This window comes from Chitinophagaceae bacterium C216 (assembly GCA_028485475.2).
Taxonomy (GTDB): Bacteria; Bacteroidota; Bacteroidia; order Chitinophagales; family Chitinophagaceae; genus Niabella; species Niabella composti.
This window is the reverse complement of the sequence record CP144143.1, coordinates 173,162-194,217: the sequence shown is the minus strand read 5'-3', so window position 1 is coordinate 194,217 and position 21,056 is coordinate 173,162. Positions and strand designations below refer to the sequence as shown.

General features: G+C 40.9%; 14 protein-coding genes. 9 read left to right on the top strand and 5 right to left on the bottom strand.

The genetic code is table 11. The features are described 5' to 3' along the window. Positions 1-12 precede the first annotated feature (12 nt). The 9 genes from PIECOFPK_RS00770 to PIECOFPK_RS00730 all read left to right on the top strand — a co-directional run bounded on the left by PIECOFPK_RS00770 (position 13) and on the right by PIECOFPK_RS00730 (position 17,416). Complete coding sequence (locus tag PIECOFPK_RS00770) at positions 13-1,812, top strand: RagB/SusD family nutrient uptake outer membrane protein (RefSeq protein ID WP_330975051.1); 1,800 nt, start codon at positions 13-15, stop codon at positions 1,810-1,812. A 26-nt stretch (positions 1,813-1,838) separates the two neighbouring features. After that, positions 1,839-3,266 carry a DUF4623 domain-containing protein gene (locus tag PIECOFPK_RS00765; protein WP_330975050.1) on the top strand — a complete coding sequence of 476 codons (1,428 nt, stop codon included), beginning with the start codon at positions 1,839-1,841 and terminating at the stop codon, positions 3,264-3,266. A gap of 97 nt (positions 3,267-3,363) precedes the next feature. Next, positions 3,364-4,788, top strand: coding sequence for a glycoside hydrolase family 10 protein (locus tag PIECOFPK_RS00760; RefSeq protein WP_409966278.1), 1,425 nt, complete (start codon positions 3,364-3,366; stop codon positions 4,786-4,788). Positions 4,789-4,965: 177 nt separating this feature from the next. Next, a complete protein-coding gene (locus tag PIECOFPK_RS00755; RefSeq protein WP_330975048.1) occupies positions 4,966-5,715 on the top strand; it encodes a DeoR/GlpR family DNA-binding transcription regulator in 750 nt (249 codons plus the stop codon). Between the two features lie 21 nt (positions 5,716-5,736). Continuing rightward, positions 5,737-8,835, top strand: coding sequence for a SusC/RagA family TonB-linked outer membrane protein (locus PIECOFPK_RS00750; RefSeq protein ID WP_330975047.1), 3,099 nt, complete (start codon positions 5,737-5,739; stop codon positions 8,833-8,835). Positions 8,836-8,846: 11 nt separating this feature from the next. Next, positions 8,847-10,712, top strand: coding sequence for a SusD/RagB family nutrient-binding outer membrane lipoprotein (locus PIECOFPK_RS00745; RefSeq protein ID WP_330975046.1), 1,866 nt, complete (start codon positions 8,847-8,849; stop codon positions 10,710-10,712). Between the two features lie 31 nt (positions 10,713-10,743). Then, positions 10,744-11,610 carry a hypothetical protein gene (locus PIECOFPK_RS00740; protein ID WP_409966277.1) on the top strand — a complete coding sequence of 289 codons (867 nt, stop codon included), beginning with the start codon at positions 10,744-10,746 and terminating at the stop codon, positions 11,608-11,610. 621 nt (positions 11,611-12,231) lie between these two features. Then, a complete protein-coding gene (locus PIECOFPK_RS00735; RefSeq protein ID WP_330975044.1) occupies positions 12,232-15,399 on the top strand; it encodes a SusC/RagA family TonB-linked outer membrane protein in 3,168 nt (1,055 codons plus the stop codon). Positions 15,400-15,418: 19 nt separating this feature from the next. Further along, positions 15,419-17,416, top strand: coding sequence for a SusD/RagB family nutrient-binding outer membrane lipoprotein (locus PIECOFPK_RS00730; protein ID WP_330975043.1), 1,998 nt, complete (start codon positions 15,419-15,421; stop codon positions 17,414-17,416). 157 nt (positions 17,417-17,573) lie between these two features. Here the strand turns inward: PIECOFPK_RS00730 and PIECOFPK_RS00725 are convergent, their stop codons facing one another. The 5 genes from PIECOFPK_RS00725 to PIECOFPK_RS00705 form a co-directional block, all read right to left on the bottom strand. Next, the gene (locus tag PIECOFPK_RS00725) at positions 17,574-17,951 is read right to left on the bottom strand and encodes a nuclear transport factor 2 family protein (RefSeq protein WP_330975042.1); all 378 of its coding nucleotides are present in this window, start codon (positions 17,949-17,951) and stop codon (positions 17,574-17,576) included. Between the two features lie 3 nt (positions 17,952-17,954). Further along, positions 17,955-18,356 carry a hypothetical protein gene (locus PIECOFPK_RS00720; protein ID WP_330975041.1) on the bottom strand — a complete coding sequence of 134 codons (402 nt, stop codon included), beginning with the start codon at positions 18,354-18,356 and terminating at the stop codon, positions 17,955-17,957. Between the two features lie 27 nt (positions 18,357-18,383). Continuing rightward, the gene (locus PIECOFPK_RS00715) at positions 18,384-19,157 is read right to left on the bottom strand and encodes an MBL fold metallo-hydrolase (protein ID WP_409966276.1); all 774 of its coding nucleotides are present in this window, start codon (positions 19,155-19,157) and stop codon (positions 18,384-18,386) included. 151 nt (positions 19,158-19,308) lie between these two features. Continuing rightward, positions 19,309-20,286 carry a BtrH N-terminal domain-containing protein gene (locus tag PIECOFPK_RS00710; RefSeq protein WP_409966275.1) on the bottom strand — a complete coding sequence of 326 codons (978 nt, stop codon included), beginning with the start codon at positions 20,284-20,286 and terminating at the stop codon, positions 19,309-19,311. A gap of 85 nt (positions 20,287-20,371) precedes the next feature. Beyond that, positions 20,372-21,052 (bottom strand): lysoplasmalogenase, encoded by a 681-nt coding sequence (locus PIECOFPK_RS00705; protein WP_409966274.1) that lies wholly within the window; start codon positions 21,050-21,052, stop codon positions 20,372-20,374. Positions 21,053-21,056: the final 4 nt, after the last annotated feature.

The window sequence follows — 21,056 nt, the reverse complement described above, 5'->3', positions numbered from 1 at the left end:
CTTACCATTGTTATGAAACATTCATTATATACCTTATTGATCGCATTGGTGGCGTTCGGCTTCCAGGGTTGTAAAAAGTTCCTGGACAGACCACCGCTGACCTCAGAAAATGATGAAACGGCTTGGTCGTCAGAGAATAATCTGAGACTCTATGCCAATAAGTTTTATCCTACATTTTTTACGGGATATGGAACAAACTTTAGTAATGAGGCCGATGCTGCTATGTTAGGCTTTCAGTTTAGCGATGATGTGTTGCTGAGAGGTAACCAAGGAAATTTTACACGCTCTGTGCCTAACAGTAGTATTTGGAGCTATACTACCATTCGGTCCATCAACATTATGTTGGACAGAATTGAAAATAGAATGAAAGGCATTTTGGATGAGGGGGCCTATCGTCATTGGACAGGTATAGGTCGATTCTTCCGTGCGATGGAGTATTCCAATATTGTAACCTCATTTGGGGATGTGCCTTACTATGATTATGTGCCATTGGATACCGATCTGGATGATTTGTACAAACCTCGTACACCACGCAATACCGTTATGGATGCAGTGTACGACGATTTGGTTTATGCCTTGGAAAATGTGAGATTGAATGATGGAAGCCAGCAGGTAAACAGATATGTAGTAGCAGGCTTCGTTACCAGAATTGCATTGAGGGAAGGCTCTTGGCAAAAGTATTACTACAATAACATTCAGCGTGCAAATAAATTCTTCCAACTCGCAGTAACTGCTGGTGACATGCTCATTAGTAGTGGTAAGTATGATATTGTTACCGATTTCCGTTCGCTGTTTGCATCCAATTCTTTAGAAGGTAATAAGGATGTAATTCTCTATCGTCATTACGATCCGGCGGTCGGAGTGACTCATGCCGTTGCTACCTATAATAACCTTTCCGAGTCTATAGCTTTTGGTCCTACTACAGACCTTATAAAAGCATTCATTTGTGTGGATGGCTTGCCTTATCAGCAGTCTACCGTCCCCAATGCTACAAGCTTTAATCTGTCAAACATGATTAAAACCCGGGACTCCAGACTGGAGGCAACTTTTTACGACAAGCCTACACCAAAAAATGTGGCTAGCTACTGGTATATCAACAAGTTTATACCTCGTAGTGTGATTGCTCAGGTAGAAGCTGGTGGCACTCCGCCTACAGAGTTCTCCAGCAGTCGCAACCATACCGATTATCCTGTTTTCAGATATGCTGAAGCTTTGCTCAACTGGATTGAAGCAAAAGCCGAACTAGGAACCGTAACTCAGGGTGATATTGATGTTTCTATCAACAAAATAAGAAACAGACCTCTTGCACCAGAAGCTATAGCTAAAGGGGTACAGAAGACAGCACCGATGGATTTGGGAGCATTACCCAACGATCCGGCAAGAGATCCTTCTGTGAATCCATTATTGTGGGAGATTCGAAGAGAAAGACGTATGGAGTTTGCGTTTGAGTATTCACGTTTCCAAGATTTGAAACGCTGGAAAAAACTCGAGTATATGGATACCGATGCACGTCCGGACCTGCTAACAGGAGGATATGTGGATTTTCCTGCAGAGTCACCTAGCAGTCTTACTGCCTCTAATGCGGGTCAGATTGCAGTGGTAAATGATGGAGTGGTAACTGTGTACAATGGTACCAACAATGCATCAATGCGCGGTTTCTTCCGTACTACCAACACCAATGGTCGTCAACCATTCTTGGGATTGCCTAATGTGAATCCTTATCTGACTCCAGTAGGTAGAAACCAGATGGAAGATTATAGGAAGAATGGTTATGTGCTGGCGCAAACCGAAGGTTGGCCTGAATATGAATAACTGAATAACTCCTAAAAATATTTAACATGAAACGCATTTTGCAATACAAGATAATATTTGTCATACTGGCAGCAGTGCTGTTTGCAACGTCCTGTCAGAAGAAATATCCGGGAAATGTCGACTCCCCCTATGAAGTGGTTTTAAAAGCAATTAAGATCGTCAATGCGGGACCCGGTGGAAATCAGGTTGTGGAGGGTGTGGTGGATGAGGTCACCAAAACCGTATGGTTTCCGCGTATCGATCCGGCAACGGATTTCAGTGCTATCAAGTTTGAGGCCGAAATGTCTGAAGGTGCACAGCTGGATAAAGAAAGCTATGCATTTGAGTTTGAAGAGGGTGAATCGGCAAAATCCATCATTATAAAAGTGGTGAATCAAAAACGCTTCAGAGAGTATTTGGTGACGTTGCGTTTGCTAGTGCCGGTATTTGGTGCCGATTTCGATAAGCCTACCCTTTATGACTTCAGTAATAATGCAACTAAGTATCCTGACTTTACCAGTCAGTTGACTAGATGGACAGGCTTTGACGGAGAATATGTGCTAATTGTTTCCAGAGCCGCTACAGGTCCGCATTTGCTGAAGGTATCCGATTTGAAAAATAATGTTATCAATCCTATTCCACTGAACCTTACCGGTGTGAGTGGCGGTACTTTCGCTTATAGCAGCGGAGCACAAATAAACGGACATACCTATATCTGTAATCTCGCCGGTTCGGCTACTGCCCAGCTGAAAATTTATCATTGGACCGATCCTTCGCAGCCACCAACACTTATCGGAAACATTACACCTGCTGATCATGGAGTTGCCGGCGGAAGATATGGTGATAATATGTCGATGGATCTTGATGAGAATGGAAACGGATACATGTTCTTTGGCGATAATAATGGTGGTGCTGTAAACCCAAGAGATATTCTTCGTGTGAAAGTGACTAATTATACTACATTGTCTGAGCCTACCTCTATTCCAGCTCAGGCAGGTATTACCGCATGGATGACCATGACCAGAGTACCGGGTACTGGCGATTATATTCAGACAGGATATGCGGCTCCTATCAGACTAGTGAATGAAGCCGGTGTAGTAGACTATGCATTAAGCAATACGGCAGTACCGCTCAACGGTGCAGATGCAAGAGTGTTTACATTCAATCAGGAGCGCTATTTGATTATGACAGGTGCAGCTCGTGCAGCATCAGATGCTACAGACTTCTATGTGTACGATATTACCCAGGGAAGTAATACCAAGGAAGCACTGGAAATCTTTAACGAAAAAGCTAGTAAGCCGCAGCTGTACAAATTCTCGTTAAAGGGAGCTAGCAATGCCGCACCAGGTACACAGTCCGGTTTCTTTATTACCAAGGATGGAAGCGGTAATGACGAAAAACTTACTTTGTTTGCGGCTTCTACCGATGCTGGATTTATCATTGTTGAGTTTCCCAAAAAGACACTGGAGGATTAATACTACGCCCTTCAATTGACAGGTATATGTGATAGTAGTCTCCGCCATGTTATCGGGCAGGCGGAGACACTTTTCTTGAATCCTAAAAATATTGCCCATGAAAAAGACGCTTTATGTAATAATTTTTCTACTATTTGTAATACTATTACAAGCATGTAGTAAAGGGGAGGGTGTAGGAAAAGATCCAGGTCCCGACCCTAGCCCCAATCCTGATCCTTCTCCTGAAGGACAAATGATCTTGCCTAAAAAACAGCTTAGAGGTGTATGGATAGTAACTGCTTGGGGATTAGACTGGCCTATTGGTGACTATAATACTGCTAGTCAAAAACAGAAGTATATCAATTATCTGGAAAAGTTTAAGCAGCTAAATATAAATGCTGTTTTTGTTCAAGTGCGAGGCATGGGCGATGCCTTTTATAATTCACCTTACGAACCATGGAGTGCAGCTATTACGGGTACCAGAGGTCAAGATCCGGGATATGATGTATTAAAGTTTATGATTGATGAAGCACATGCACGCGGTTTAGAATTTCATGCATGGATCAATCCTTATCGCATTGCAACCCGTGCTAACAGCTCCACACCTTTCCCGGCCTTGCATCCTTCAGTGAATCCCGATTGGGTGGTGAGTCATGAGCTGATGCAAATTTATAACCCAGCCATTCCGGAAGTGCGTCAGCGACTAGTAGATATCATTAAGGATATCATTACCAAATATGATGTAGATGGTATTCACTTCGATGACTATTTCTATCCTTACCCTTCACAGGCCGGACAAATGGTATCCGACCAAAATGATTATCAGACCTACAAAACCGGTAACGAAAGCATTGAGGATTTCAGAAGATCGAATGTGGACAAGGCTATAAAGGGCGTTAGGGATATGATTGCGGCTACCAAACCCGAAGTGGTATTTTCTATTTCGCCGGGTGCAGATTTTACTACCAACAGAAACACTTTGTATGCCGATATTGAAAAATGGGCAAGAGAGGGGTGGATGGATGTAGTAATTCCGCAGCTCTATAATAATGATGCATTTGCCAATAAGTTAACAGAGTGGGATCGATTTAACAATCTTCCTCCGCTGATGATTGGACACGGCTTTTACTTAATGACGAATAGTTCTCAATTGTCGAATCAGCTAATACTTGCTAAAAACAAGAAAGCTGTGATGGGTAATTTGTTGTATAGCGCAAGATATCTGTATGATAAACCTGATCTTACCAATAAACTTGCAGAACTATGGAGTACTCCTGCTGTCATTCCTTTCCTAGGTCGTGCGGTGGCACCTGATCCGGGTGCACCACAAAATGTAAGGATAGAAGGGAATACCCTTAAATGGAGCACCAGTGGAAATGTAAGATCGGTAGTGTATTATACATCGAGCTTACAGCAAGAGGGTAAAGTGCTCGCTATTACCCCGTCCAACGAGTTAGCCATTTCGCAAAGCGGGTTTTATGCGGTTTCTACATTAAATGCAGATAATAAGGAAAGTGCCGTTTCAAAACCCATAAAAAAATAACTCATCTTTCCAGCTAATACACATAGCGCCTTCGGGCGCTTTTTTATTTATAGCATATGAGCGCCTGCTATCATTAATTTTTAATTGGTTAGAAGTTATTTAAAAAAAAATATTTGTTTTTGCGGGAATTTGCAGGATTTGTCATTAATTTTAAGTTGTTGTTAAAACACCTGAAAATTGCTTAAGAAAGAAAGACAGGCTTATATTCTTCATCAGCTCAATCTTCATAATAAGGTGTTGAACGTGGATTTGTGCAATGCTATGGGAGTGTCGGAAGACACCATCCGCAGAGATTTACAGGAATTATCAGATGCAGGAAAATTAATAAAGGTACATGGGGGAGCACTTTCTATAGCATTTAGCGAAGTTCAGTTCGAGCCTGGAAATGTTTATTCGCAAAAGCAAAAAAAGATAATCGCTGAAAAAGCACAGAGGCTAATTAAAAGCGGGATGTTCATTCTCACTAGTGGAGGAACAACCATATTGGAAATGGTTAGGGCATTGCCACCGCAGTTGAAACTCACCATCATGACCGGCAGTATCCCCGTAGTAAATGCTTGTATGTCGCATCCTCATGTGGATGTATTAGTAATCGGCGATAAACTATCGAAAGACTCCAAAATAACCGTTGGTCCAGAAGCAATCGAAAAGATAAGCCATGTTAATGCTGACTTATGTTTTTTAGGCACTAATGCCCTAGACATAAAACATGGACATACAGACAATGATTGGGACGTTGTGCAAGTAAAAAAGGCTATGGTAAATTCAGCTTCGAAAGTTGTGTGCATGACAATTTCCGAAAAGCTTGGGACGTACCAACCGATTAGAGTATGCGGGATAGAGAGAATTGACTATCTGGTTACAGAGTTGGACCCCGAGGATGAACAATTACAGCCCTTTGTGAAAGCAGGAATTAACGTTTTATAATTCTTTCTAAAATACATCGTTATGAGAAAAGCAATTGCAAAAGCCGTTGTGCTTTGGCTGTTGTATTGTTTAGTACCCCATATGGTATTAGGGCAAACCAGGACAATTACGGGAACTGTAACTACACAGGATGGGAAGGCATTACAAGGTGTTACCGTAACAGTAAGGGGGACGTCAACTGCTACAGCCACAGGATCTACGGGAAATTATTCCATTCAAGCTTCTACAGGAGATGTTCTAGAGTTTACTTTTATCGGTTATGAAACAGTATCGGTGACCATAGGTACGGGAAATGTTGTTAATGTTACTATGGTTGAAGGGGTAGGCAAACAAGAGGAGGAGGTAGTAGTAACTACCGAGTTCGGTATGAAGCGTATTGGTCGAGCAGTAGGTTCATCTGTGCAACAAATAGATGGCGCTACTATAGCCGAATCGGGAAGAGATGCATTTATTACGGCCTTACAAGGTAGGGTGCCCGGCTTAAACGTAACGTCGACCAGCGGTGCACCGGGAGCCTCCACCACGGTAATACTCCGAAACATTACCTCTATTTCGGGTAACAATCAGCCCTTGTATGTGGTGGATGGTGTACCTATGAACAACTCTACATTCGATCCTATCGGAATGGCCGGAGCTGAAGTGTATTCCGTTCGAAACCAAGATTATGCTTCGAGAGGAAATGATTTCAATCCAGAGGATATAGAATCTATTACAGTTTTGAAAGGAGCGGCAGCTGCGGCGCTCTATGGTTCCGATGCATCCAATGGTGCAATTATCATTACTACTAAAAAAGGGCGTGTAAGCCGAGGTAGGGTGAGTTATAGCAACTTCTTCCGTTGGGATAAGGCCTATGGCTATCCGGATATGCAAACCAAATATGCTAACGGAGCCTATGGAACTACTAACTATTATTACACTTCTCAGTATGGGAATTTGTTTACAGATAATGTAAAGTTGTACGATAATATTGCTGCCGTATTACAAACTGGATTTTCTCATAGACACAATGTGTCGGTTGAAGCGGGTTCGGAGAAAGCAACCATTAGAGCCGGCTTTTCCTATCTGAATCAGGAGGGAGTGGTTAAAACAACCGATTTCGATCGAGCCAATATCAGCTTATCGGGTCAAGCCACTATTACTCAATGGTTGAAGTTTGAAGGTTCTATGCAATACACTAAAACAGAAAATCATAAAGTGTTGCGTGGAACAGATGGTCCTTTGTATCGAGCTATGTTATGGCCTCAGGCTGATAATATGTTGGAGTATTTGGCATCGGATGGCCTACATATGAAATACCCTTCTTATTATATAGATAGGGACCTGCTTAACCCGCTTTTTGCGATGTATAAAAATAAAAACTACGATCGCTCCAATAGGTTTCTGACAAATGTAGCCTTAACATTGACGCCTATCAAGAATACCTTTTTGAGAGGTCAAATAGGCTGGGATGTGGGTATGCAAACTTTTGAAACATCTTGGCATCCCTATTACGCTGCAAATAATAGTCGTGGTGATGGCGGCCGTTACGATTTGGTACATTCGAACTTTTCTGATCCCACAATCAATATTATAGCAGGGTATAACAACAAATTTTTAGATAATAAACTTTCATTTGGTGCACAGGTTGGTTACCACCAACAGGAAAATGGGGTTATTCGGCAAGCCACCAGTGGTACTAGGTTTATTATTCCCGACTTTCAATCCATCAATAATACAGACCCTTTAACCATTGTTTCCTCTCAGAGAAATACAAAGCGACGTATTCAGGCTATCTCCGCGCAGTTTGAATTTGGGTACAACAATATGGCGTTTATTACACTGAGAGGTCGTAACGACTGGTCCTCCACTTTGCCTATAAATAATAATCGTTATTTCTATCCGGCTATAGAGGGATCTTTAATCTTAACGGATCTGTTGAAAATTGAAAGTGATGTTGTCAACTTCATCAAGTTGAGAGGTTCTATAGCCAGAGTAGGTAAGGATGCCGGTCCTTTGGAAATCTATCCACAGTTGGAGCCCACTAACTTATCCGGAGGAGGCTTTAAATATGGATTTACCGGACCTAACCCGAATCTTAAACCCGAAATGACTACTGCTCGTGAAGTGGGCTTTGATGCACGCTTGTTTAACAACCGTGTAAATGCCATATTCACAGTGTTTGGAACAAGACACGAAGATCAGATTGTAAAATCATTCCGTTTAAGCTATGCAACCGGTTTTGTATTAAATACCATGAACGTGGGTACGTTCAAGACTTGGGGTTGGGAAGGTCTTATCAATGCTGATATTATTAAAACCGGATCTTTTACTTGGAATTTGGGTGTTAATGCTTCTCGCGGTAGATCAAAAGTGCTTTATTTACCGGAGAATGTTACAGAATACTACAACCCATATACCTGGAACTCAGGAAATATACGGAATGGTATATCTGTGGGTAATCCTATTACAACCATATCTGGTAGAGCATATGCACGTAATAAAAACGGGGATATCTTAATTGACCCCAGTACCGGAATTCCTATCGTAAGTGATGAATGGAGTATTTTGGGCGATAGAGAACCAAAACTGCGTTTTGGTATTACTACTGGATTACAGTATAACAACTGGCGTCTATCGGGAGTATTTGCAGGAAGGTATAAAGCTACTGTGGTTAACGGTACCAAACGCTCTATGATGGAAAGAGGAACCAGCTGGGAGTCAGTAGCATTGAGAGAAGGTCCTCCGGTAGTATTTAAAGGGGTGCTGAGAGATGGTAAGGAAAATTCCGATAATCCAACGATTAACAATATTTCAGTTAATTACGACCTATACAGTTCTAGCATATTTGCAGGTGGTGACGAAGACTGGATTGAAAAAGATGTCAATTACCTACGTCTTCAGGAATTGAGATTGTCTTATTCCCTACCGAAAAAGTTTCTTAGCAAAACCAAGATTATTTCTGGGCTCGACTTCTTTGTTGTAGGAAATGATTTATTTACTCTGACCAATTATTCGGGCATCGATGCTGTTGGAAATACCGTGTCAGCAGCGGCAGGTGGTACTGGTGGAGAAGGTTATGATGTATGGTCATTACCTAACCCTCGAGGCATAACAATTGGTCTTAATTTAACCTTGAACTAAATAAGATTATTATGAGAAAGATAATTATACTCATACTTCCTGTTTTTATGCTGGCTGCAGGGTGTAAAAAATATCTGGATGTCAATCGAAATATTGACGCCCCTGATTATGTGGAAGACTACTTATATCTTGCCGGTATATTACAGCAATATCAGGGTATCTATTGGGATATCCGGGCGATTGGTCCATTAACCCAAATGATGGGAACTACCAGTTATACTTCGTTTGCCAATCATTATTACACTGTGGGTAGTGATGCGGGGGGAGAAATTTGGCGTATGGTGTATTGGTTGCAAGGGATGAATCTGGAAAATATGATTAATCAGGCTATGGAGGCAGAACACTGGACCTTAGCCGGTATGGGATATGCCATAAAAGCTTTCTCATGGGACTTGCTTACAAAGGTACATGCAGACTTGCCCATGAAACAGGCTTTTGTACCGGGGCTCTTATCTCACGACTACGATTATCAAGACGAAATATATCCGCAGGTGAGAGAGTGGGCATATAAAGCAATTGAACTTCTGGAGAGAACGGATAATACCGATTACGGCAATAAGATTACTGCAAACGATTTTATGTATGGAGGGGATAAGTCGAAATGGATCAAGTTTGCTTATGCTGTCATTGTACGTAATTTGGCTTCATTGTCGAATAAGCAAAACTTTACTAGCGAATATGCACAGGAGCTCATCAATGCGGCGAATAAATCTTTTCAGAGCTCGAGTGATGATGCTACCATACGTGTGAATGGAGGTTCGCAGCAGGCTGCATATAGTGAATACAATAACTTCTGGGGTACCGCTAGAGGTAATCTCAGTCGTGCTTATTTTCAGCATGAATACGCTGTTCAGGTCTTTACCGGAACTGTGCCGGAATATGATCCATTGACCGGTGATAAAATTCGTGTAGACGGTAATGATTATTATCCCTTTAAGTTGGCTGAGAAACAAATTATCACGGATACACTTATTAATGTACCAGGGCATTTCGATCCTCGCGTAGTTGCTAAACTAGGTACTGCAAGTAATCCCAACTACTTGTACCTAGATGTTGCTGATAGTGTAAAAAAGTACAGATATTACGGAGGTTCATTTACCTCAGTAACTGGGCCTATTGGAAGTGCTCCTTCTTTCTATGGTAGAAACGCTAATTCATTAGTAAGTGGCAGCGTTCATGATGGAATAGGTCGATGGTTGTATAGAGATAATGCACCTTATATCCTAACTACTTGTGCCGAAATAAAATTCTGTCTGGCCGAAGCTTATTGGAAGTTAGGGCAAAAAGATTTGGCTTTTCAGGCGTTTAAGGAAGGGGTGAGAGCCGATATGGAGTTTACAGTAAAATATCTGACTCCGGGAGCTAATGGAAGTCCGACTGGTGGTGATAAGATTACTCCTGCAGTGTTTAATACTTTGGCAGAGGAATATTTAGCGGGCCCTTATGTAGCAGGTTTGAGCATGTCCGATTTTTCTTTATCGCACATCATGATGCAAAAATGGGTAGCATTGTATCCATGGGGAGCTCCTGAGGCATGGGTGGATATGCGTAAATATCATTATGATATTGATTATTCAGGAGAATATCCTTCTAATGGTAATGGATGGAATCTGACTATCCTCAATCAAAAATGGGATACAGATCCTAATAAAGTATATAAAGGCCTTTATTTGCAACCTGCACAGGTACAGAATCGAAAAGGAACATTTAATGTACAAAATGAAGGCTCTCCATGCTATCGCATCAGGCCCAGATATAATTCGGAGTATATGTGGAATAGAAACTCTTTAGATGCATTGAAACCTATATCAGGTCTGGCAGATAATTATCATACTTCAATACCTTGGTTTGCATATCCTAAGGATATGCCCAGATAATTAAATTATTAAACAGCAAATCGTTTAAAGTATGGAAAAGTTAAAAGCGCTTATATTGCTGATCGTTGTTGCCAGTTTGGGGGTGGCTTGTAAAAAGCATGTTATCGAGTTTAAGTCAGAGCCCTTGGCGCCTAATGCAGCAGAGTTTCAGCTACATTACTTTGTTCCGGTAGTAGCAGGCGCAGCAAATAATATTACCAAAATTGATCTTAACGGAGTCACTATTTTGGAAGATGCAACTACCTTATCTACGTACAACGCAGTTCCCAGTGGGGGAGTAGGAAGGTTTTATGCAACCAATCCTGGTGTGGCAAACCTTAAACTTTACCGTGGTCCTTCTAAGGAACTGGTATATGATCAGGATATAACTTTTAGGGAGGGTAAGCAAAATATCTTTGTGTATGATTTTAGTAAACCTCCTATCATCATTAATAACGGTTATCCCTATCCTGGTGTAGTTACTGACACTACTGCCAAATCTTCTTGGATTCGGTTTTATAACTTTCTTTTTGAAAGTGGTAATACACCTACTCCTTTACGTCTGCAATATCAGTATCAATACAACATGGATCCGGGCGTAACAGATCAGCGAAGCGAATGGCTTAATGTAGGCAATCCGGTGGCTTTTGGAGAAGCTACTGATTGGATAGAGGTGCCGGTAATTAAACATCCTAATAATTATATTTCTGGCGGTACCGAGCGCATCGATTACCGAATAAGAGTGATAGGTGCTGACGGAACTGATTTAGGACCTTTGCAAGTATTGAACTCTTCCAATGTGATGGTTGACTATAGTGATTGGTGGAATGCAACAATTGGCAGATGTGCGCACCACATATTGGGAGGCTATAGGGTGACTACTCCGATATCTTCTGTACGATTATTCTACGCACGATAGGAAGGGGTAGCCTTCAATTTATCTAAAATAATTTATTCTGTAATACCCGCTAAACACCATAGTTTAGTGGGTATTATAATATGTGTGTAGAGGAACTAGCGAAGTGAATTTCTTTAAAGCGACTAATAGAATAAATCAATATTTTTTTTTGTAATTTATGCAAAAATTTACATTACCTTTAGGGTGTTCCGGTATTAGTAATGGATTGTAATATGCTTAAACCCCTAATATTATATCAACTCATTTTATCAATGAAGAATCATACTCAATCTAACATATCCGGTGCTTACTCTTTATATGAATGTGTTGTGCAAGCTCGTTAACCCTCGAAAACTAAGGGCAACATGATCGTTCTATAATGTGGATTTATGTTGTCAAGAAAAGGAGCCTTCGTGGTGCTAAAACTAAAACTCTTTCAGGTTTTATGGATTGGATATAGGGATGTTGAAATAAGTCGTGTTCTTTGGATGATGCAATGACTAGTCGAAATAACGGGTTATTAGTACAGCTCTGATCAGAGGTGAAAAATATGCCTGGTATTTACCGGTCATTACAAGTTATCATCGCCGACTTCCAACTTACCATCTCAAATGAACATTTATATTTTTAAATACACATAATATGAGAAGGACAATTCTAAGTATGCTTTTGTTTGGGATGGCCTTTTGTTGTCTTCCAAACATTGTATGGGCTCAATCAAGAATCATAACTGGTACGGTAAAAAACCAGGCAGGTGAACCTGTTCCGGGTGCTACTATTGAGCAGCAGGGAACACAAAATGCAACTTCTAGTAATGAAGACGGTAATTTTACATTAAATGCAACAGGCTCGGATCCTATTACGCTTGTTGTGACCTCTGTGGGCTACCAGCGTTCGGTAGTGCAAGTGAGCGGCAATACTGCTTCCATTATTATGACACCTGATGCAGATAATGTGATGGGCGAAGTAGTGGTAACCGCCTTGGGTATTAAGAAGGAAAGAAAGGCACTGGGATACTCTGTATCCGAGTTGAATGCCGCTGAGCTTATGAAGAATAAAAACACCAATGTTATCAATTCGCTCGTAGGTAAAGTACCCGGTGTAAATATTACACAATTTAGTGGTGCTGCCGGTGCCGGAGCTTCTATTACCATTCGTGGTGGTAACTCTACATCCGAAAGTAGACAGAATCAGCCTTTGTTTGTGGTTGATGGAGTAATTTATGATAACTCCACTACTGTTACCGGTAATACAGGAACGGATGGTATGAGTCGTAGCAATACTACTTTTTCCAACCGTGTAATGGATATCAACCCTGAAGATATCGAAAGCCTTTCTGTACTGAAAGGTGCGGCTGCTGCAGCATTGTACGGCTCTCGTGCTGCGGATGGTGTGGTAATTATTACTACAAAAAAAGGTTCTGAAGGATCGGCGAGAGTGAATGTGACCAGTAAAATCAGTACTTCATGGGCTAATAAACTTCCCGAAGCACAAACTACATTTGGGCCGGGTACCTACTCCGTAAATGGAATTTTAAATACTCAAAATGTTTATCAGTCTTGGGGTGCCAGAATTACTGATGCGGATACTTTATATGATAATATAGGTGAGTTCTTCCAACATGGTATTATTTACGATAATAATGTAAACGTTTCAGGCGGTTCTAAAAACGGTTCTTTCTATTTGTCGGGATCTAACTTTAATCAGACCGGTATAGTTCCCAAGACCGGATTTCGCAAGACAACTTTCCGTTTTAATGGCGAGCAACGTTATGGTAATCTTACTTTAAATGCTAACGTAGCATACTCTATTGCCGATATCGATAGAACATTAACAACGGCAGGTTTGTATAGTGGTGGCGGTAATGGTACTATGGGAGCGGTATACGGCTGGCCGCAGACTTTCGATATGAAACGTTATATCAACCCTGATGGCTCTCAATACAGAAGATTTGCAGGTACTCTTGCTCTGGAAGATGACATGGATAATCCTTATTGGATTATCAATATGGATAAACTCACTTCTAGAACCCGACGTATCACCGGAGGTATCAGCGGTAATTATAAAGTTACAGACTGGTGGGATGTAGTTGCACGTTTGGGATATGATCAATATATTACCAACGATTATACCTACATCGCTCCGGGTTCTGCTGTTGCCGCTTTATATCAAAATGGGCGCTTAAGTAAACCGTTGTATGATTATACTTATATCTCCACAACCGTAATGACAAATTTCCATAAAACTTTTGGAGATTTTGAAACACGCCTTATGTTAGGTACTACATCGGAAGATACCAAGACGAATAGTCAGAATCATTGGGGATATAATTTCGTAACAGCAGGAACTATCAGTTTTAATAATATCAATAATGATAACAAATTCTTTACTGATGGTACCAGCCGCAAAAGATTGGTAGGAGCTTATGGAGAAATAGGCGTTTCTTATAAGAATATTGCTTTCCTTACTGCCACAGGACGCAATGACTGGTCTTCCACATTGCCTATTGAAAACAGATCCTATTTCTATCCTTCATTAAGCGGTTCATTTGTGTTCAGTGAATTATTATCTAGCAACAATGTGCTTTCTTTTGGTAAGTTAAGAGCCAGCTGGGCTCAGGTAGGTAAGGATGCTAACCCTTATGCAACTAATACCTACGTAAACCCACCTTACATGATAGGATCCTATATTTTAGTAGGTAATCAATGGGCGGCCGGTAACCCTAACATCAAACCCGAAATTCAAACTTCATGGGAAGTGGGTGGTGAATTCAGATTCTTAAGAGGACGTATAGGGCTGGATTATACCTATTATCACAGCCAAACCAAAAACCAGATTGCACAACCTCGTTTAGCTCAGTCTGGTGGCTTTATCTTCAGCTCGCTGAATACCGGATCGGTGATCAACAAGGGTATGGAAATTGCCCTTACAGGAAAGCCTATTGCGCAGAAAGATTTTAGCTGGGATGTAACACTGAACTTCTCTTATAATAAAGGTCGTTTGGGTGAATTCCTACCGGGTGTAGCTTATTTCTACCCAACCGATGCTCAGTTTGGAACTGTTAAGGCTGCTTCCATTCCTAACGGAGGGTACTTTCTGGGTATGACCGGTCAGTCTTATCTACGTGAAACTGATGCTGAAGGTAATGAACTGCCCAATGGTCGCTATCTGATCGATCCTAATACAGGTCTATACAAGCTCAATACAACCAACCCTGTAGTAGGTAACAGAGAGCCAGACTTCTTAGGCGGTTTGAACAATTCACTGCGCTTTAAAAATCTGTCAGTGGCCATATTGCTCGACTTCCGTAAAGGAGGTGATGTGTTTAATGGTACAGAATACGCGATGGTGCTAAACGGGTTGAGTAAAAAGACACTGTTGAACGATCGTCAATCGGTAACTGTATCGGGAGTAAACAGTGAGACCGGCGAGCCATATACACAGACTTACGAAGCTGATAAAACTTATACCATTGGAGGTACCACTTATGCCGGTACTAATATGATTCAACGTTATTGGCAGAACTATGCGGCCAACTCTTATCATTTTATTACCTCAGTAAACTGGTTAAAGCTGCGTTCTCTTACCTTATCATATGACTTTTCAGATATGATTAAAAACAAGAGAGTCATAAAAGGTTTGTCCGCAACAGCAGTAGGAACAAACTTGTTTACATGGACCAATTACGATGGTATGGATCCTGAAGTGAGTGCAGCAGGAGGTACAGGAGGTTCCGGATCTACTGGTATCGATTATCTAGGTGTTCCAGCTGTAGCCAGCTTCACATTTGGTATTAACATTACATTTTAATCAGCGAAAAAAGTAAGTTATGAAAAGATTAATATACTTAGTATTGGGGTGTACGCTTCTTTTAGGTGCATCTTCCTGTAAAAAATGGTTAGATATTAACGTTGACCCCGATAATCCTAACAATCAAAGCGTGTTGATTCAAAATCGCTTGCCCTGGATTGAACACTTCTATATGTACTCGGCAGGTGTATCTAACTATCGTACAGCTTTACAGGCGGGCGTATATTATACCACCAACGCCAATGGTAACACATTCAGTACCACATGGGCTCCGTCTAACGGAAACTCTACTACCCCTTACCAAACATGGTTTGTGGCTACTTCGTCGAATGTAGTGGACATGTATAACACGGCAGCAAAGCAAGGGGCTTATCATTACATGGCTGCTGCTAATGTATTCCATGCATTAGGTTTTATGCAAATGCTGGATATCTATGGTGAAATGCCTTATCATGAAGCTGCAACCGGAAATCCCAGTCCAAAGCCTGATGATGGAAAGACTATCTACTACGGTTGTATGGATAAACTGAATGAGGCTATTAGGCTCTTCAGTATGCAACAGGAAGTGGGAGCTCCCGATTTAGCAGCCGGCGACTTTATGAATCAAGGTAATGTGGATAAATGGATTAAGCTGTGTTGGGGACTAAAGGCTCGTTATATGCTGAAGATTTCCAAAAAAGCAGATTTGTTTAATGCCGATTCCGTACTTTACTGTTTATCCAAAGGACCGCAATCTAATGCAGATAATACAGTAGTGCCTTGTTTTAATAATAGTACTGTTACTGATTATCTATTGGGTGATCCTATTGTTACCAACGGTAACTATAACTACGCAGCTTATGGTAGTACACAGCGTATCTCTAAGTACTATTATGATATGCTTACCAACTTGCGTGGTTCGGGCGTAATAGATCCGCGTATGCCTAAAATTGTACCGGCTTCAATGGCTAATGTAAAGCTTGATGCGAATGGTAAGGTATCTTCTTATACATGGAATCGTTCAATAGGAGTGGATTCTTATGGTCCCGCTACAAGGTTAGTAAAAGGTGGAGGGCCTGCTACTATTGCAACTGCAAGTTATGCAGCTTCCAATACAACCATCAATTACACTATTAATGATGCTACAGAGCGCGCCAATTTTATAGCAGCTCAAGTAGCTGCAGGACGGCAGCATGAGGTGGACGGCAATGTTGTAAAAGTTACTTACCCCGCCGGGTCTATTTATATCAACAGTAATAACTACGTACTTGCTGGAGATACCGTATACGTAAATCTACGCAGTACTTCATTAGCAACCGCAGGAAGTATTCCTCAGCCTGCTACAGACTTGAACTGGTATCCTTCACTGGCTGCCTATAATGCCGGTGTGGTAGGTTCTACTGGTTCTTTCCAGGTACGTCCTGTTTCTGATCATGAAATATTAACCTACCACGAAATGTGCTTTATCAAAGCAGAAGTGTATATGAGAAAAGGAGATAAAGCAAATGCATTCACTGCTTACAAGGAAGGCATTAGAGCGCATATGCAGATGATGCAGGCTAAACTTACCGAGTGGCAAGCCTCAGGTTATACTGCTACCAACCCTGATATGGCACCTATGGATCCCGCGGCCATTGAGGCCTATCTGTCCAGTGCAGCAGTATGTCAAAACGCTGGCGAATTAACCATGTCGGATATCATGTTGCAAAAATATATTGCAATGGGTTGTAGCATTGAAAACTGGAATGATATGCGCCGCTTTAACTTCAGTGCAGGTAATGTAGGCGGGTTTGGTGTAGTATATCCTGGATATCAAAGAGGTGCTTTGTTCTCAGGCGCTTCACAATTAACAGGAGCTTCCCCTACCGACCCTCGCTATTGGATGCGTCGTTGGCAACTACCTCCAGTATATGAGATCAACTATAACTCCGTTAATACATTAGCATTAAATCCGCATGCAGCGGACCCCAATATCTGGAGTATGCCTGTGTGGTGGGATTGTGCTTCAGACGAGGAGTATTATGGATATCTGAAATAGTAATACCGGATTTTATATATAGATACGGGCAGATCACTGCCCGTATTTTTTTATGTATTACACTGCTAATGATATCATATAGTCTCAAACTAAGATCTGATAGCATTCCTATAACCCCCTTTGTACTTAACACAATGATAATGGATAATAATGCACTCTATACAGGAATGATAAAAGAGGTGATGGACGCAATAATGTTTGTTCCTGCACTTTTAAACCTAAACACTTCACAAAATGTGTTTTTTGAACGTTTTGCAGACAATAACTGACCACTTACGGCAGCCTCACGTCCGTGGGTGATAATCGCATCTATTGTTATTTCTTTAGCATTCCAAATGGGGTGTTCAGGAAAGCGCTGTATACAATCAGCCTTTCCTATAATAGATTTTTTCCCTGGAATACACCAGTGCACTTGGTCCGCAATATGATTAGCAATAAAGGTTGCATCACTGCTGGCCAATGCGCTATACCACTCCTTCAAGAACAATTTTTTGGGGGCATTTCCGCAATCGGCCGGCAGGATGATTTTTCCCATAGGTTATTTTGTTTTTACACAATAGGAATATAAAGAAGCAATGGTGTTGTCTTCATTAAAAATATAAATATCGCAAGATGCTACTTCGGAGATAACTACATCTTCTCTTATAAAAGTTGCTGTACCATTCACCACTACTGAATTGTCATTTTCCAATACATGCAGGATTCTGAAATCGGTGGTAATGCTATCGAAATAATCTCTTATTTTTTCACAAAATGGAACAATTTCCGAAGCCCCTTTTAAAGTTTGCTGTCCAGGGGTGTCCCAAACCGTTGCATCGGAAAGATATGGGTAACAGGGTTTAAAATTTCCGGTCGAAAAAGATCTAGCGATTGCCGCTTTTTCCATCGTCTTAGTTTTTGCAGTAAAAATACTTTGTGGAATCACTTCTTGACTTGTCATAAGGCAATAACTTTTGAGTTTGGGCTATTAAAGGTTAATGGGTGTTTTCATTACATTATTGTATTCATGCAGCACTTGTTTAAAGGCCTCTTGTATATTTCCTCTAAACCTGCCACCATGATAGCAAATCAATTCCGCAATTTCATATTGGCTTAGTAAGGCTACCGAATGTACCGCCTGTTCCAAATCTAGGCAATACTGAGGGTTGGCAATATTTAGTTTATTATTTTCAACTACTATAGCATCAGCTGCAATAAGTATCTTTTGGGAGGGAATATATAATGATATATGTCCGGGCGTATGACCAGGTGTGGGTACTACTTGAATAGTACTCCACAAAGTATCACTCATTTGCAGCTTTTTATCTACTTGTACCGGTACTACCGATTGCAAAAACTTAATAAACTGTAGTGCGAATGGTTTTTGCTCTTCATTTAAATACTTTAATGACGCTTCTGCTTGAATTAAGCGTAATGATTTGCGTTTGCCACTGATGTAAGGGGCTTCGATAACGGGGGCTATGACCTGAATGTTGGGATATTTTTGCTTCAGTTCAGCGGCAGCACCCACGTGGTCTATATCATGATGGGTGAGAATCAGGCCTGTGAGATATTGCAAATCAATTCCCTGTTCGCGGGCAGCTTTTTCCAGCAGCTCCAGCTGACCAGGATACCCACAATCGACAAGTATATATTCTTGACCATGCTGAATGATAACCGGCCACAAAGTATCTGCCTTACCGTTAGTGGTAAACGGTATTTCCAGTAGATAGATATTCGTATTTTTTATAGCAGGCGACATTGTCGATTAATGTTGGCTGGACACATTAACTCCACATTACTCTATGATAACGTGCTATTTGACATTTATGCTGCAATCAGATATAAAAAAAAATTAACAATAACGGACATGAGAAATAATACCCCCACTTTCGTGGATATATAGCTATTCTTTATAGAGAAGACAGCAATTTCATTGCCATTTTTTCTTTCTCTGAAATAGCTTTCATCACAGCCGAAGCTTGTTCTATATAGGCGATGTCTTTGCTTTCGCTCACCTTTTCAAAGCATGCTGATACAGTATTCCACATGTTGGCAATCTCAGTAAACTGTTCATATGCGTCATTTAGTGGTTTCAATCCTAGTAATTCGTAGCTTTCTTTTAAAAAATCGCGATACAGGTTTCTGAATAGAGCTCCTCCGGTTCCGCCTTTTTCCATCAGTCTTGCTGTATGCCTGAACTCTTGTTCAATGTTCTTACTACTATGAAACCATTCAAAAATAGCCTTCGTCGCTTTGAAAATACCTTTATAACCTATATTGGTAATGGGAGGATTGAGATAAGTCTTTGCATTATTACTGATAGCGGTGAGGATGATTTTATTCAAATTATAGGATTGTTGCGTCTTTTGTAAGGTATAATACAAATTTTTTGAAGCCATAGGCCCCTTCTCTGCACGCGCCATTGCTAGGCTTTCCAGACTGGTTTTTACGAGACATCCCTGTTGTTGGGTGTCTACTAGGTATGCATAGGTATCATCGTAACCATAGATTGTGGCATAATGTCCAGCAAAATGAAATGGCCTGGAAAAATATTGCAGGTGATAACAGTCTAGCTTTAATCCTACCGGCTGTCCATCATCGATAAGCTGTTTGACACCATCCCAAGCTTTTTGTTTGGAAGAGGTTTCTTTTACGATAAGCTCCAGCTGCAGGTGGTGGGCAATATTTTGTGTGAGTAGATCAGTTTTGATACGTCCTCCCAGAAAAGGATATTCCATCGTTTTCATCTTCCAATAAATAAATCCCAACCCCTCACCAATGCCAAAGAGCATAGGTTCTGATAGCTCTATGCCAATGTGCTTTAGTAAAGTTCCGGTAGCAGTAGTTTCACAATGCTGTCCTTTAAAAGGCGTAATATTAATTATCATAAATGTATTTTTTATGTAAAGATGAGCGCGGATGATGACAAGGGTATGTCAGGAAGATATTTTAGGATTAGGTAAAAGCTAAGTTTTAAACAGCTGCTTTATTATTGATATATCTTATACATCCTCTTACCAATAGCCATTGTGCCAGAATGTAAGTGCTCATAATGATCCAGGAGTTCCACCAGTGTGTTAGATAAAATTTGTTAACAGCCAGTACAGAGTCAGACACCACAAATAAAATGGCTCCCGTAAGAATATATCGAGCAGTGATGTTATCCTTCAGATCGTAAAGATGCATGGCCAGTAGTAGCATAAAACTGATGACCAGACCGTATATGATAACGGGATATTTCATAGTGCCTAAGTGCGGCATCAGAAAGCCAAGGATCATCAAATAATATACACTAACAATAATACCTAGGTACCATTTTCCGAAAATCGCTTCTTGTGTACGAATTGAATGAAAGGTGATGATATAGCAAATATGCGCTATCAGAAAAGCAATCAGTCCGGCTAAAAAATATATTTCGCTTTGTGAGCTGAACATCAGCAGGGTATCTCCGGTTATTGAGCCGAGTAATGCACCAATCATCCATTTCTTTAAGTGAGAACGAACGTCTGATGTTGATTTGAGAAAGTACCCTAGCAAGCTGGTTATCAACAAGGGTTTAAATAGGAAGAGTAATAGGGTATGGTTAAGTGCCAAGCCCAGAAAATAAAAACAGGTTACGGCAATAAAAAGATATCCCCAATATTTTGGTTTCATATGA

What these genes read in the sequence shown, in the direction of transcription:
- PIECOFPK_RS00770 (WP_330975051.1), top strand. Translation starts at nt 13, where the DNA reads ATGAAACATTCATTATATACCTTATTGATCGCATTGGTGGCGTTCGGC.
- PIECOFPK_RS00765 (WP_330975050.1), top strand. Translation starts at nt 1,839, where the DNA reads ATGAAACGCATTTTGCAATACAAGATAATATTTGTCATACTGGCAGCA.
- PIECOFPK_RS00760 (WP_409966278.1), top strand. Translation starts at nt 3,364, where the DNA reads ATGAAAAAGACGCTTTATGTAATAATTTTTCTACTATTTGTAATACTA.
- PIECOFPK_RS00750 (WP_330975047.1), top strand. Translation starts at nt 5,737, where the DNA reads ATGAGAAAAGCAATTGCAAAAGCCGTTGTGCTTTGGCTGTTGTATTGT.
- PIECOFPK_RS00745 (WP_330975046.1), top strand. Translation starts at nt 8,847, where the DNA reads ATGAGAAAGATAATTATACTCATACTTCCTGTTTTTATGCTGGCTGCA.
- PIECOFPK_RS00740 (WP_409966277.1), top strand. Translation starts at nt 10,744, where the DNA reads ATGGAAAAGTTAAAAGCGCTTATATTGCTGATCGTTGTTGCCAGTTTG.
- PIECOFPK_RS00735 (WP_330975044.1), top strand. Translation starts at nt 12,232, where the DNA reads ATGAGAAGGACAATTCTAAGTATGCTTTTGTTTGGGATGGCCTTTTGT.
- PIECOFPK_RS00730 (WP_330975043.1), top strand. Translation starts at nt 15,419, where the DNA reads ATGAAAAGATTAATATACTTAGTATTGGGGTGTACGCTTCTTTTAGGT.
- PIECOFPK_RS00725 (WP_330975042.1), bottom strand. Translation starts at nt 17,951, where the DNA reads ATGGGAAAAATCATCCTGCCGGCCGATTGCGGAAATGCCCCCAAAAAA.
- PIECOFPK_RS00720 (WP_330975041.1), bottom strand. Translation starts at nt 18,356, where the DNA reads ATGACAAGTCAAGAAGTGATTCCACAAAGTATTTTTACTGCAAAAACT.
- PIECOFPK_RS00715 (WP_409966276.1), bottom strand. Translation starts at nt 19,157, where the DNA reads ATGTCGCCTGCTATAAAAAATACGAATATCTATCTACTGGAAATACCG.
- PIECOFPK_RS00710 (WP_409966275.1), bottom strand. Translation starts at nt 20,286, where the DNA reads ATGATAATTAATATTACGCCTTTTAAAGGACAGCATTGTGAAACTACT.
- PIECOFPK_RS00705 (WP_409966274.1), bottom strand. Translation starts at nt 21,052, where the DNA reads ATGAAACCAAAATATTGGGGATATCTTTTTATTGCCGTAACCTGTTTT.